This window comes from Vibrio sp. Vb0349 (assembly GCF_033338975.1).
In genome coordinates this window covers 83,283-95,911 of sequence record NZ_JAWOTS010000016.1, presented here as the reverse complement: position 1 = coordinate 95,911, position 12,629 = coordinate 83,283, and the positions used below count along the sequence as shown (strand labels likewise).

Annotated in this window: 13 protein-coding genes; 12 read left to right on the top strand and 1 reads right to left on the bottom strand. The window is 44.5% G+C overall.

Annotated features, from left to right (window positions below; genetic code table 11):
• Positions 1-341: 341 nt before the first annotated feature.
• From R7Q47_RS16720 to R7Q47_RS16685, 8 genes are all read left to right on the top strand, one after another.
• Positions 342-1,508 (top strand): trypsin-like serine protease, encoded by a 1,167-nt coding sequence (locus R7Q47_RS16720; RefSeq protein WP_248487366.1) that lies wholly within the window; start codon positions 342-344, stop codon positions 1,506-1,508.
• Positions 1,509-1,776: 268 nt separating this feature from the next.
• Positions 1,777-2,829, top strand: a complete 1,053-nt coding sequence (queA, locus tag R7Q47_RS16715) for a tRNA preQ1(34) S-adenosylmethionine ribosyltransferase-isomerase QueA (protein WP_005381728.1) — start codon at positions 1,777-1,779, stop codon at positions 2,827-2,829.
• 147 nt (positions 2,830-2,976) lie between these two features.
• Positions 2,977-4,113 (top strand): tRNA guanosine(34) transglycosylase Tgt, encoded by a 1,137-nt coding sequence (tgt, locus tag R7Q47_RS16710; protein WP_005381727.1) that lies wholly within the window; start codon positions 2,977-2,979, stop codon positions 4,111-4,113.
• Positions 4,114-4,290: 177 nt separating this feature from the next.
• Positions 4,291-4,620 carry a preprotein translocase subunit YajC gene (gene yajC, locus R7Q47_RS16705; RefSeq protein WP_005381725.1) on the top strand — a complete coding sequence of 110 codons (330 nt, stop codon included), beginning with the start codon at positions 4,291-4,293 and terminating at the stop codon, positions 4,618-4,620.
• A gap of 21 nt (positions 4,621-4,641) precedes the next feature.
• On the top strand, positions 4,642-6,498 hold the full coding sequence (gene secD, locus R7Q47_RS16700; RefSeq protein ID WP_005381724.1) for a protein translocase subunit SecD: 1,857 nt from the start codon (positions 4,642-4,644) through the stop codon (positions 6,496-6,498).
• A 14-nt stretch (positions 6,499-6,512) separates the two neighbouring features.
• The gene (gene secF / locus R7Q47_RS16695; protein WP_005383689.1) at positions 6,513-7,460 is read left to right on the top strand and encodes a protein translocase subunit SecF; all 948 of its coding nucleotides are present in this window, start codon (positions 6,513-6,515) and stop codon (positions 7,458-7,460) included.
• A gap of 164 nt (positions 7,461-7,624) precedes the next feature.
• A complete protein-coding gene (locus R7Q47_RS16690) occupies positions 7,625-8,041 on the top strand; it encodes a hypothetical protein (RefSeq protein WP_017633921.1) in 417 nt (138 codons plus the stop codon).
• A gap of 141 nt (positions 8,042-8,182) precedes the next feature.
• On the top strand, positions 8,183-8,494 hold the full coding sequence (locus R7Q47_RS16685) for a hypothetical protein (protein ID WP_213871966.1): 312 nt from the start codon (positions 8,183-8,185) through the stop codon (positions 8,492-8,494).
• Positions 8,495-8,564: 70 nt separating this feature from the next.
• Here R7Q47_RS16685 and suhB read toward each other — a convergent pair whose 3' ends face one another.
• Positions 8,565-9,368: an inositol-1-monophosphatase gene (gene suhB / locus R7Q47_RS16680; protein ID WP_005381722.1), complete on the bottom strand. Its 804-nt coding sequence runs from the start codon at positions 9,366-9,368 to the stop codon at positions 8,565-8,567.
• 231 nt (positions 9,369-9,599) lie between these two features.
• Between suhB and trmJ the strand changes: the two genes are divergently transcribed.
• From trmJ to iscU, 4 genes are all read left to right on the top strand, one after another.
• Positions 9,600-10,319: a tRNA (cytosine(32)/uridine(32)-2'-O)-methyltransferase TrmJ gene (gene trmJ, locus R7Q47_RS16675; RefSeq protein ID WP_005383693.1), complete on the top strand. Its 720-nt coding sequence runs from the start codon at positions 9,600-9,602 to the stop codon at positions 10,317-10,319.
• 125 nt (positions 10,320-10,444) lie between these two features.
• Positions 10,445-10,951, top strand: a complete 507-nt coding sequence (gene iscR / locus R7Q47_RS16670) for a Fe-S cluster assembly transcriptional regulator IscR (RefSeq protein ID WP_005381720.1) — start codon at positions 10,445-10,447, stop codon at positions 10,949-10,951.
• Positions 10,952-10,979: 28 nt separating this feature from the next.
• The gene (locus tag R7Q47_RS16665) at positions 10,980-12,194 is read left to right on the top strand and encodes an IscS subfamily cysteine desulfurase (protein WP_025768862.1); all 1,215 of its coding nucleotides are present in this window, start codon (positions 10,980-10,982) and stop codon (positions 12,192-12,194) included.
• A 38-nt stretch (positions 12,195-12,232) separates the two neighbouring features.
• Positions 12,233-12,616, top strand: coding sequence for a Fe-S cluster assembly scaffold IscU (gene iscU / locus R7Q47_RS16660; RefSeq protein WP_005381718.1), 384 nt, complete (start codon positions 12,233-12,235; stop codon positions 12,614-12,616).
• The last annotated feature ends 13 nt before the right edge of the window (positions 12,617-12,629 follow it).

The following is a 12,629-nucleotide window of genomic DNA, read 5'->3' as shown; positions in this document are numbered from 1 at the left end:
CGAGTCATCATGTCTTCAACCTTGATCATAGAGACCTCCAGCGGCATTGTCCTTCTCTTAAATATAGAGAATATTTTTCTGTATATCTGGGAGCTAACTCGTTTTTCATCAATTAAATAGCACAATGCTGATGGGCTGCGTAATCTGTGTTTTATTGGTGTTTTTATTAATTTGAATAAGTCGGTTTGTGTGCGAGTCAGTTGGCATTTTTAGTTGATATTGAATGTGTCCCCAAGGTAATCCAATGAATTGAATCGCACATTTTTATTCGCTGGATTTTCCAAGATTCTTCTCTCGAAGAAGATACGTCCAGGCTTACCAAATTGAAGACAGCAACCTAGATGAAACGAACAACGTGTAACAAACTTATTGCGCTGGCAGTGGCGGCATTCAGTGTGCCATCAACACAGGCGATTGTGTTAGGAGATGAACAAACCGATCCTGTTGACCGCGTTACTTTGCGAGCAAGTAATATGGCAGAGTTTCCGCTGTGTGGTGGAACGATGCTGACAGAGCAATGGGTACTGACTGCGGCGCACTGTGTGGTGATGGGACAAGGAACCAATGAAGCAACCTACTATGTGACCCCGCCGGGTGAGCTGTCGGTGAATGCGAATGTGTATGAACTTAATTCTGCAGGGCTTGATAACTTCTATCCGGTGTCTCACGTTGTGGTTCATCCGGATTACACCCGGATTTCAAAAGCTGAGACCGACAGTAATGGCAACGTGAAACCTATCCAAACCGGTTTAGATTCAGACATCGCGTTGCTGTATCTCACGCGCCCAGTGGCAAACGCGAGCTTTGCTGACCTAGCGAGTAAAGTTGACATGGAGAGTATCGAAGCACGTTTGGCGGCGGATTGGAACGATAATTACCTGACCAATCAACGTGTCGAAAATGTGCAAGTGTTTGGATGGGGGGCTACTCAGCCGGATGCTTCTGAACCTTCTAATACGCTCAAAACCACCATTAGCACATTTTTACCCATCGACAAATGTTATGAGCGTTTAGAAATTGGCAGCAGTTTTCCGGGGATCATTGATTCAAGAGACAACCAAACCAAAATTTGTACGCTACCAACACAAAACCATGTATTGGAGCCAGATAGCCATACTCAATATGGCAACTCTGCATGTAAAGGTGACAGTGGTGGCCCGTTGGTCGATGTGGCGACCGGCAAACAAATTGGTATTGTTAGTGGCGGCCCCCTTATTCTACCAACGTGTGGCTCTTTGACGATCCCAAGTTTCTACACCAAGGTGAGCCACTATTACGACTGGGTACAGTCTTACATCACTGCCGATGCGCCACCAAGTCGTTACATCATTGCGCCGAATTTTATCAAAAGTGCTAACAATGAAAGTGGTGACAATAAAGAGTGTCACGATGGCATTGCGACCAATAACTGTGATTTCAAAGGCTCAGAGGATGAAGGTGGCAGTCTAGGGTTTTGGTGGTTGGGTTTATTCGTGCCGTTGTTCTTGTGGCGAAAGCGTGAAGTTTGATAGGGCGATTGGAATGCCAAACTAATAAGCAGCGGTATACGCTGCTTTGCTTTTTTCATGTTTTCTCTTTTGGGCTCAAATTAAAAATAGTGCCAAGTAATCGAGGCTTTTCACGTTTTATTACACTCTTCACCATGGCTTTTACTGCTATATTCTGGTGATTTGCTTGCTATTGCAGCATGTAAACATATACTAGTCTGCTGCGAAAAACTCGTCGCAATTTTATCGTCGCCTAGACGTGATTTGACCAATAGATAAGACAAGTAACATGCAAGTATCAGATTTCCATTTCGACCTTCCAGATGAACTCATCGCTCGCTACCCTCAACCAGAGCGTACCGCTAGCCGACTGCTGCAAATGGACGGCAATACCGGAGAGCTCATTGATGGCACATTTACTGATGTATTGGGCCAAGTTCAACCCGGTGACTTAGTGGTGTTTAATAATACTCGTGTTATTCCTGCTCGTCTTTTTGGCCGCAAGGAATCGGGCGGTAAATTAGAAGTGCTAGTGGAGCGCATGTTGGATGAGAAAAGCATCCTCGCGCACGTTCGTTGCTCTAAATCACCAAAACCAGGTACAACCATTATTGTTGGCGAGAATGATGAATATTCAGCAGAGATGGTTGCACGCCATGATGCTTTATTTGAACTGAAATTTAGTTCTGATAAGACGGTACTAGAAATTCTGGAAGAAATCGGCCATATGCCGCTTCCTCCTTACATCGACCGTCCAGACGAAGATGCAGATAAAGAGCGTTACCAAACGGTATATAATCAAAAGCCAGGTGCGGTTGCGGCACCGACAGCGGGCCTTCACTTTGATGATGTTCTCTTGGAGAAAATCAAAGCGAAAGGTGCAGAGTTTGCTTACGTTACTTTGCACGTTGGGGCGGGTACATTCCAGCCGGTAAAAGTGGAAAATATCAACGATCACCACATGCATGCCGAGTACGTAGAAGTACCACAAGAAGTCGTCGAAGCAATTAAAGCGACGAAAGCGCGTGGCGGACGAATTATTGCTGTTGGTACCACATCTGTGCGTTCACTTGAAAGTGCAGCGCAAGACGCATTGCAAAAAGGGACTGAGCTGGCCCCATTCTTTGGCGATACTGAAATCTTTATTTTCCCTGGTTACGAATATCAGCTGGTGGATTGCTTGATCACAAACTTCCACTTGCCTGAATCAACACTGATCATGTTGGTGAGTGCATTTGCTGGATACGAGAACACCATGAATGCTTACAAACATGCGGTGGAAAACAAATACCGTTTCTTCTCGTATGGCGATTCAATGTTCATCAAGAAGAAAACGGCGTAGTTAAAAGTAGATTTACGAGTGCTAGCAGTAAGCTAGGAAATAAAGCATCCATTGCTTTGTCTCTCGCAAGGAAAAGCGACCGCTCCTTAAAGTAGGGTAGAGCCCTAAACACTCAGTCAGACTGTTTCTCTGACACCCGGAGGCATCGTGAAATTAAAATTCGATCTTAAGAAGAAAAACGGCAATGCACGTCGTGGTCAACTGACTTTCGAACGCGGCACTGTTCAAACTCCTGCGTTCATGCCAGTAGGTACTTACGGTACCGTTAAAGGTATGACACCAGAAGAAGTAAAAGGTACTGGTGCAGAAATTCTGCTAGGTAATACGTTCCACCTGTGGCTACGTCCTGGTCAAGAAGTGATGAAAATGCACGGTGACCTGCACGATTTTATGAACTGGCACGGTCCTATTCTTACTGATTCAGGCGGCTTCCAAGTATTCAGCCTTGGTAAGATGCGTACGATCACTGAAGAGGGTGTTCACTTTCGTAACCCAGTAAACGGTGACAAGATTTTCATGGACGCAGAAAAGTCGATGGAAATTCAAAAAGACCTGGGCTCTGACATCGTTATGATTTTTGACGAGTGTACGCCTTACCCAGCGACACACGATGAAGCGAAGAAATCGATGGAAATGTCATTACGCTGGGCACAGCGTTCACGTGACCATTTCGAGAAGCTAGAAAACCCGAACAACCTATTTGGTATTGTTCAAGGTGGTGTTTACGAAGATTTACGTGATGTGTCGGTAAAAGGTCTAACGGAAATCGGTTTTGACGGTTATGCGGTTGGTGGTTTGGCAGTAGGTGAGCCTAAAGAAGACATGCACCGTATTCTTGAGCATACTTGTCCTCAACTTCCTGAAGACAAACCTCGCTACTTGATGGGCGTTGGTAAGCCAGAAGATTTGGTTGAAGGTGTTCGTCGTGGTATCGACATGTTTGACTGTGTAATGCCAACGCGTAACGCACGTAATGGTCACTTATTTGTGACTGGTGGTGTGATCAAGATCCGTAATGCGAAACATAAAACGGATACAACACCATTGGATCCGCATTGTGACTGTTACACTTGTCAAAACTACAGCAAGTCGTACCTTCACCATTTAGAGCGTTGTAATGAAATCTTAGGCGCTCGCTTGAATACAATCCATAACCTGCGTTACTACCAGCGTCTGATGGAAAGCATTCGTAAAGCAATTGATGAAGATCGCTTCGATGAATTTGTTACTGAGTTCTATGAGCGTCGTGGCCGTGAAGTGCCACCACTAGCAAAAGAGCAGTAATTGAAAAACTAAAAGAATTAAAGCCTTTGGCATGTCGCCAGAGGCTTTTGCTAATAAAGTAGGCTAACGCACGTTATTTTTGAGAGAGCGATCTCTATTAGTTACTCTCAGACTTGAATCTAAAATGCGAAAGCCCAATTTGTTTGATTATCAATAAAATATAATGAGGATGTTTTAATGTTTATTTCTCAGGCTCACGCAGCAGCAGAAGGCGCGCCAGCAGGCGGTGGTTTTGAAATGCTAATCATGCTTGGCATGTTCGCAGTGATCTTTTACTTCATGATTTATCGCCCACAAGCGAAACGCGTAAAAGAACACAAAAACCTAATGGCTTCTATGGGCAAAGGCGACGAAGTTTTAACTAGCGGTGGCCTAGTGGGTAAAATCACTAAGATTGCTGAAGACAATGACTACATTTCAATTGAGCTTAACGCGAACAATGAAGTAGTAATCAAGAAAGACTTCATCACTGCAGTGCTACCAAAAGGTACGCTTAAGTCTCTATAAAACAGCTAAAGGATCCTCGCTGTGCTAAACCGTTATCCATTATGGAAGTACTTGATGGTGCTTTTTGCCATCATCACCGCTGCGTTATACGCACTTCCAAATATCTACGGTGAAGATCCGGCTATTCAAGTTACAGGGGCGCGTGGCGCCTCTGTAGATATGTCAACGCTGGATGCTGTCACTACTGCTCTTAACAAAGAGCAACTTTCTCATAAATCCATTGCTCTCGAAGATGGATCAATTCTTGTTCGTTTTAACGACACTGACACACAAATCAGTGCTCGTGATGTCATCAGCGAAGCGCTAGGCAAAGACACAATTGTTGCACTTAACCTTGCACCTTCTACACCCGACTGGCTAGAAGCGATTGGCGCGTCACCATTGAAGCTAGGTCTTGACCTTCGCGGTGGTGTTCACTTCTTAATGGAAGTGGATATGGATGCAGCGATGGAAAAGCTTGTTGGTCAACAAGAAGAAGCTTTCCGTAGCGAACTTCGTGACGCCAAGATTCGTTACCGTGCAATCCGCCCTTCTGGAAAAGAAGCGGTAGAAGTGTTGTTGCGTAACGAAGAGCAATTAGCAGAAGCGAAAGCAACGCTAGAAAAGAATCACCCGGACATGATTTTTGTCGATTCTGATTCAAATGGCCGTTACGCTCTTACTGCAACCTTTACTGAGCAACGTTTACAAGAGATCCGTAACTATGCTGTTGAGCAAAACATTACGATTTTACGTAATCGTGTCAACGAATTAGGTGTTGCGGAACCATTGGTTCAACGTCAAGGTGCTAGTCGCATTGTAGTTGAACTGCCTGGTGTTCAAGACACTGCTCGTGCAAAAGAAATTCTCGGAGCTACGGCAACGCTTGAATTCCGTGAAGTTGATGATAAAGCTGACCTATCGGCAGCGGCAAATGGTCGTGCGCCAGCAGGTAGTGAAATCAAGATGGACCGTGATGGTCGCCCAGTAGTGCTTAAGAAGCGCGTTATTCTCGGCGGTCAAAGCATCACAGATGCAAGCTCAAGTGTTGATGAATATGGTCGTCCACAAGTTAACATCTCGCTAGACAGCGAAGGTGGTAATAAGATGTCTGCGTTCTCTAAGAAGAACATTGGTAAGCTAATGGCTACCGTGTTTGCAGAATACAAAGACAGTGGCCGTCGTACGCCTGAAGGCAAAGTTATTCTGGATAAGCATGAAGAAGTCATCAACCAAGCAACGATTCAATCGGCTCTTGGTCGTAACTTCCGTATCACAGGTATCGACTCTGCTGCAGAAGCACACAACCTAGCACTTTTACTACGTGCTGGTGCACTGATTGCACCTATCTCTATCGTTGAAGAACGTACCATTGGTCCATCAATGGGCCAGCAAAACATCGATATGGGTATCCAAGCATGTATCTGGGGTATGGTTGCCGTAATGCTATTTACGCTGCTTTACTACCGCGGCTTTGGTTTGATTGCAAACATCGCTCTAATGGCAAACTTGGTGCTTATCATTGGTGTTATGTCGATGATTCCAGGCGCTACCATGACGCTTCCAGGGATAGCCGGTATCGTGTTAACAGTCGGTATGGCGGTTGATGCGAACGTACTGATCTTCGAGCGTATCCGTGAAGAAATTCGTGATGGACGCAGTCCACAACAAGCGATTCACCAAGGTTACGCGAATGCATTCAGCACGATTGCTGATGCGAACATCACAACACTAATTACTGCAATCATTCTATTTGCGGTCGGTACAGGTGCGGTGAAAGGTTTCGCAGTTACTCTATCTATCGGTATCTTAACTTCAATGTTCACCGCCATTATTGGTACACGTTGTATCGTGAACCTGATCTACGGTGGCAAACGCGTTGATAAATTGTCGATCTAAGGCTGGGAATTAATATGTTTCAAATTCTAAAAGCAGAGAAGACGATCGGCTTTATGCGTTGGTCGAAAGTAGCATTCGTTTTTTCAATTATAATGATTGCTGCTTCTATCTTCACTTTGTCAACCAAGTGGCTTAATTGGGGGCTAGATTTCACTGGCGGTACGCTTATCGAGGTAGGTTTTGAACAGCCAGCAAACCTTGAAGAGATTCGTGCAGCACTAGATTCAAAAGGCTTTGGCGATGCGACAGTACAAAACTTCGGTAGTGCTCGTGAAGTCATGGTCCGTCTTCGTCCACGTGATGACGTTTCTGGTGAAACGCTAGGTAACCAAATCATTGGTGCTATCAAAGATGGTACTGGCGAAAGCGTAGAAATGCGTCGTATTGAGTTCGTAGGTCCCAACGTTGGTGATGAGCTAACAGAAGCTGGTGGTCTAGCGATCTTGGTATCGCTGATCTGTATCCTGCTTTATGTATCGATGCGATTTGAATGGCGTCTAGCGGCTGGTGCGGTAATGGCATTGGCTCACGATATAATTATCACGCTAGGTGTCTTCTCGTTTCTACAAATTGAAGTTGACCTGACCATCGTAGCTGCGCTACTGACGGTTGTGGGCTACTCACTCAACGATACCATCGTTGTATTTGACCGGATTCGTGAAAACTTCCGTAAGATGCGTAAGGGTGAACCTTCAGACATTATGGACGCCTCAATCACTCAGACGTTGAGCCGTACATTGATTACATCTGGTACGACTTTGTTCGTGGTAATTGCACTGTTCATGCAGGGCGGTGCTATGATTCACGGCTTTGCAACCGCACTTTTACTCGGTATCACTGTAGGTACTTACTCTTCTATCTACGTAGCATCAGCACTGGCTCTGAAACTGGGTATCCAGAAAGAGCACTTGATGCCACCTCAAGTAGAAAAAGAAGGTGCAGAGTTCGACGAGATGCCATAAGGCAGATTGAGAACCGAAAACAAAAACCGCTGAGCAATCAGCGGTTTTTTTATGCCTGATAGATTTGAAAGTTTCATTTTTTTTTGAGGTACTTCCAGCTTGAATTGTAGTTTTTTGATTGAGTTGAATATCGGAAGTATGTTCAACAATTTCGGGAGGAAATAATGTCAAGGCAAGCTGAAATAAAAGTACAGTTACTGAAGTTTGTAGAGATTTCTTACAAGCACAATAAAGGTGTTACCACCAAGCTAGTTACTGGAGGGAAAAGGTTCAAGTTAGCAGTTGATGAGTCAGGTAAAGTAACTTTATCTGGTGAGCTTGGATTTACTAAGTTTGAAGTTTCAAAAGAAATGGTTGAAGAGCTGGGCATAAAATTAAAAGCCGTTTCTGTTACTTTTAAAACTACTCGTGATGGTGTTTTGACATACAGTGGGAGTGTTTCTCTTTTTGGTGTTGTTTCCTTTGGAGTTACTGGGCAGGTAAATGTCCGTGAGCTTTTAGAGCAGTGCGAGTGGGGGCTTTGTAAGTACAGATTTAAGCCGAGTAAAATTGATCAAGCGCTCCGTGAAGCTGGGGTTTAGTTGGTTATGCTAAATAGAATTCTACCTATTCCGGTTTTACTAAGTGTTTCAACGCCCTGCATCGCAAGTCCACTCCACGATACTTACCTTGATATACGTAATAATTTATACAAGATGCAGTATATAGAGGTGGTAGAAGCTATGGCAGGACCAAATCTATCGATTGAAGAGCTGAACAGTATTAAGTCTCACCCAATAAAATTTGGTCATCAATTTCCATTTTTATCATCTATCCCATCAAGTTTGGTTACAGAGCTGTCTTACTTTGAAGAGTACAGTGAGGATGGAGGAGTTGGATGTCTTTCTGTAAACGGCTTTGGTGATGTATACCAGCCAGTCACGGTTTCGCTGCAGTTTTTAATGAAGGAACAAGTATGGAAGGTTAAGCACGTAAAAATAGACCACTTAGCTGACTACGACCGTTTCTACAAACAGGCTGATTGTTCGAAATAAAAAAGCCCCGCTCATTGAGCGGGGCTTTCTAAAGTCATCAGCGTGACGGGCTAAATATGACTTTCAAATCTTACTTAAGGATCGCGCTGTTACCGTTTTCGCGGATGTGCTTAAGGATAGATTTTACGCCACGAGCGCTTGAAGCAACGATGTTACCAGACTTCATGTAGTCAGTGCCGCCAGCAAAGTCTGTTAGGATTGCGCCAGCTTCACGAGCAATAAGCTCACCTGCTGCCATATCCCAAGGTTTTAGGCCTAGTTCGAAGTAACCATCAACACGGCCAGCAGCCACGTAACAAAGGTCTAGAGCAGCAGAGCCGCTACGACGGAAATCAGCACACTCAGTGAATAGCGCACCAACGATCTTGATGTAAGACTCAGCGTGTTGTTTCTGCTTGAATGGGAAGCCTGTTGCTAGAACAGTACCTTGAAGGTCTTTTAGTTGAGCAACACGAATACGTGCACTGTTTAGTTGAGCGCCGGCACCGCGTTGTGCAGTGAATAGCTCGTTTTGCATTGGATCGTAAACACAAGCAACTTCAGTTTTGCCCTTAATACGAACAGCGATAGAAACCGCGAAAGTTGGGTAACCTTTTACAAAGTTAGTGGTGCCATCCAGTGGGTCGATGATCCATTGTACGTCTTTATCTTTACCTTCGATAAGACCTTGTTCTTCAGCAACGATACAGTGCTCAGGGTAAGACTGCTTGATAGTATCGATGATGATGTATTCTGCTTCTTTGTCTACGTTAGTGACAAAGTCATTAGTGCCTTTAAGAGTAGATTCTACTTTATCAGTGTTTTCTAATGATTTAGCAATATGATTGCCTGCCTTTCGCGCAGCGCGAATAGCAATGTTTAGCATTGGATGCATACGAATTTCCCAACGGATGTTAAAGAACAAATGAAAGCGGCGGCGAGTATACCAGAGATAATTAAAAAGGGAAGTGGTTATTTTTTGTTCTAAATGCGGCTGGTTGAGTGTACAGAGCATACTGCGGACGAGAACAATAACCAAGAATGAGAAGAGAGGTCTGCTTGCCTCTAGGGTGTCTTAAAAAACTATGATAACATTCTGCGGTTTTAATTTAGGTAGCAAACACAGATGTTGGATCAAGTAAAAATTGTACTCGTAGGTACCTCTCATTCAGGCAATATTGGCTCAGCAGCTCGAGCAATGAAAGTGATGGGTTTAAACCAACTAGTATTAGTCGATCCACAATGTGAAGTGGATGAACAAACTCTTGCTTTAGCTGCGGGTGCTGGTGATATTGCTCAAAATGCAAAGATTGTCGGCACATTAGAAGAAGCGGTTGAAGATTGTGGCCTTGTTGTGGGTTCTAGCGCCCGCTCTCGTACATTAGAATGGCCAATGCTCGAGCCACGTGAATGCGGTGAGAAATTTGCAGTTGAAGGCCGAAAGCATCCGGTTGCGCTCGTGTTTGGCCGAGAAAGAACTGGTTTGACAAACGAAGAGCTACAAAAGTGCCACTACCATGTTTGTATTCCCGCTAATCCTGAGTACAGCTCGCTTAACCTAGCGATGGCTGTACAAACTCTCAGTTACGAAGTGCGAGTTGCACACTTGAACTTAGAGCAAAGCCAGTTTTCCCCAAATGAATCGGAAGAATACCCGCGTCATCGAGAACTCGAAATGTTCTTCGAGCATCTTGAAAAGGTGATGGTTGAGACCCAGTTTATTAACAAAGAGCAACCTGGACAGGTGATGAATAAGTTGCGCCGTTTGTTCTCTCGTGCTCGACCAGAAACCCAAGAACTTAATATTCTACGAGGCGTTTTGACTTCGATAGAAAAGAAGTTCTGAGTGAATAATAACCACTTTAGGTGTAAGGATGAATACCTGAGTAAAATGGTCAAATAAATACTTGACCAAATTACTCAGGTATGGAAAAATCTTAACCATTACAAACCATGTGGATACGGTGTGGTATGAAACTTACATCTAAAGGAAGATATGCGGTGACAGCCATGCTGGATGTGGCACTGCATTCGCAACAAAACCCTGTACCTCTGGCTGATATTTCAGAGCGTCAAGGGATCTCGCTCTCTTACTTAGAGCAGCTATTTTCAAAATTGCGTAAAGCAGGTCTCGTTGCCAGCGTTCGTGGTCCTGGTGGTGGTTACCGACTTGGTGCCGACGCTCACAGTATCGCTATTGGTACCGTGATTGCTGCCGTTGATGAGTCAGTAGATGCAACCAAATGCCAAGGTAAAGGAGATTGCCAAGGTGGAACACGTTGCCTTACTCACACGCTGTGGCGTGACCTAAGCTCTCGCATTAGTGACTTTTTGAATAACATCACTCTTGGTGAGTTGATGACAGACAATGAAGTACTCGAAATTTCTGATCGTCAGGACATTGATCTGGCGGTAACCCATGGGCTATCAAACAAAAATACAACCGCCGCGCCCATCGGTGTAAACGTCCGCTCTTAGCGGTCAGCTTTTTACATTGGAGTAGAGAATGAAACTGCCGATTTATCTTGATTATTCCGCTACATGTCCAGTTGATCCACGTGTTGCTGAAAAAATGGTTCAGTACATGACAATGGATGGCACATTTGGCAACCCAGCGTCGCGTTCGCACCGTTACGGCTGGCAGGCAGAAGAAGCGGTCGATACTGCTCGTGAGCAAATTGCTGACCTTCTAAATGCAGATCCTCGCGAAATCGTATTTACATCTGGTGCGACAGAATCAGACAACCTTGCTATTAAAGGTGCAGCGCACTTTTACTCGAAGAAAGGCAAGCACGTAATCACTTGTAAAACAGAGCACAAAGCCGTTCTTGACCCATGTCGTCAACTTGAGCGTGAAGGCTTTGAAGTGACTTACCTTGAGCCAGAATCAAATGGCTTGATCGATCTAGAGAAGCTTAAAGCGGCAATGCGTGATGACACAGTGCTTGTGTCTATTATGCACGTAAACAACGAGATTGGTGTGGTTCAAGACATTACAGCGATCGGCGAATTGTGTCGTGAGCGTAAAATTGTTTTCCACGTGGATGCAGCGCAATCTGCAGGGAAATTACCAATCGACGTTCAAGAGATGAAAGTTGACCTAATTTCGCTTTCTGCTCACAAAGTTTATGGCCCTAAAGGCATCGGTGCACTTTACGTTCGTCGTAAGCCTCGTATTCGTCTTGAAGCGCAAATGCACGGTGGTGGCCATGAGCGTGGTTTCCGCTCTGGTACACTACCTACTCACCAAATCGTAGGTATGGGTGAAGCATTCCGTATTGCAAAAGAAGACATGCAAAAAGATTACGATCATGCTTTAGCGCTTCGTAACCGTCTTTTTGATGGCGTGAAAGACTTAGAAGCAGTGACGGTAAACGGTGACTTTGAGCAGCGTGTACCACACAACCTAAACATCAGTTTCGCATTCGTAGAAGGTGAATCACTACTAATGTCGCTTAAAGATCTAGCGGTATCTTCTGGTAGTGCTTGTACGTCTGCAAGCCTTGAGCCTTCTTACGTTCTTCGTGCCCTAGGCATGGATGACGAATTGGCTCACAGCTCGGTTCGTTTCTCGTTTGGTCGTTTCACGACTGAAGAAGAAATTGATTACGCAATTGAACAAATCCGCGTTGCAGTGACTAAGCTACGCGACATGTCTCCTCTATGGGATATGTACAAAGAAGGGATTGATTTGAGCACTGTTGAATGGGCTCACCATTAATCTCAGGGATTGAAATAGAGGATTCGAGGTAATTTATCATGGCATACAGCGAAAAAGTAATTGATCACTACGAGAACCCACGTAACGTTGGTTCATTCGATAAAGAAGATCCATCAGTAGGTAGCGGCATGGTTGGCGCTCCTGCGTGTGGTGACGTAATGAAGCTTCAAATCAAAGTGACACCTGAAGGTATCATCGAAGATGCGAAGTTCAAAACATACGGTTGTGGTAGTGCAATCGCATCAAGCTCACTAGTAACTGAGTGGGTAAAAGGTAAGTCAGTTGATGAAGCGGCAGCAATTAAAAACTCTGAGATTGCTGAAGAGCTAGAGCTTCCACCAGTGAAAGTTCACTGTTCTATTCTTGCTGAAGATGCAATCAAAGCAGCGGTTGCTGACTACAAGAAAAAACACCAAGAATAATTATTCCGTAATA

Coding starts and splice junctions, on each gene's coding strand:
- R7Q47_RS16720 (WP_248487366.1), top strand. CDS start 342: ATGAAACGAACAACGTGTAACAAACTTATTGCGCTGGCAGTGGCGGCA.
- queA (WP_005381728.1), top strand. CDS start 1,777: ATGCAAGTATCAGATTTCCATTTCGACCTTCCAGATGAACTCATCGCT.
- yajC (WP_005381725.1), top strand. CDS start 4,291: ATGTTTATTTCTCAGGCTCACGCAGCAGCAGAAGGCGCGCCAGCAGGC.
- secF (WP_005383689.1), top strand. CDS start 6,513: ATGTTTCAAATTCTAAAAGCAGAGAAGACGATCGGCTTTATGCGTTGG.
- R7Q47_RS16690 (WP_017633921.1), top strand. CDS start 7,625: ATGTCAAGGCAAGCTGAAATAAAAGTACAGTTACTGAAGTTTGTAGAG.
- R7Q47_RS16685 (WP_213871966.1), top strand. CDS start 8,183: ATGGCAGGACCAAATCTATCGATTGAAGAGCTGAACAGTATTAAGTCT.
- suhB (WP_005381722.1), bottom strand. CDS start 9,368: ATGCATCCAATGCTAAACATTGCTATTCGCGCTGCGCGAAAGGCAGGC.
- trmJ (WP_005383693.1), top strand. CDS start 9,600: ATGTTGGATCAAGTAAAAATTGTACTCGTAGGTACCTCTCATTCAGGC.
- iscR (WP_005381720.1), top strand. CDS start 10,445: ATGAAACTTACATCTAAAGGAAGATATGCGGTGACAGCCATGCTGGAT.
- R7Q47_RS16665 (WP_025768862.1), top strand. CDS start 10,980: ATGAAACTGCCGATTTATCTTGATTATTCCGCTACATGTCCAGTTGAT.
- iscU (WP_005381718.1), top strand. CDS start 12,233: ATGGCATACAGCGAAAAAGTAATTGATCACTACGAGAACCCACGTAAC.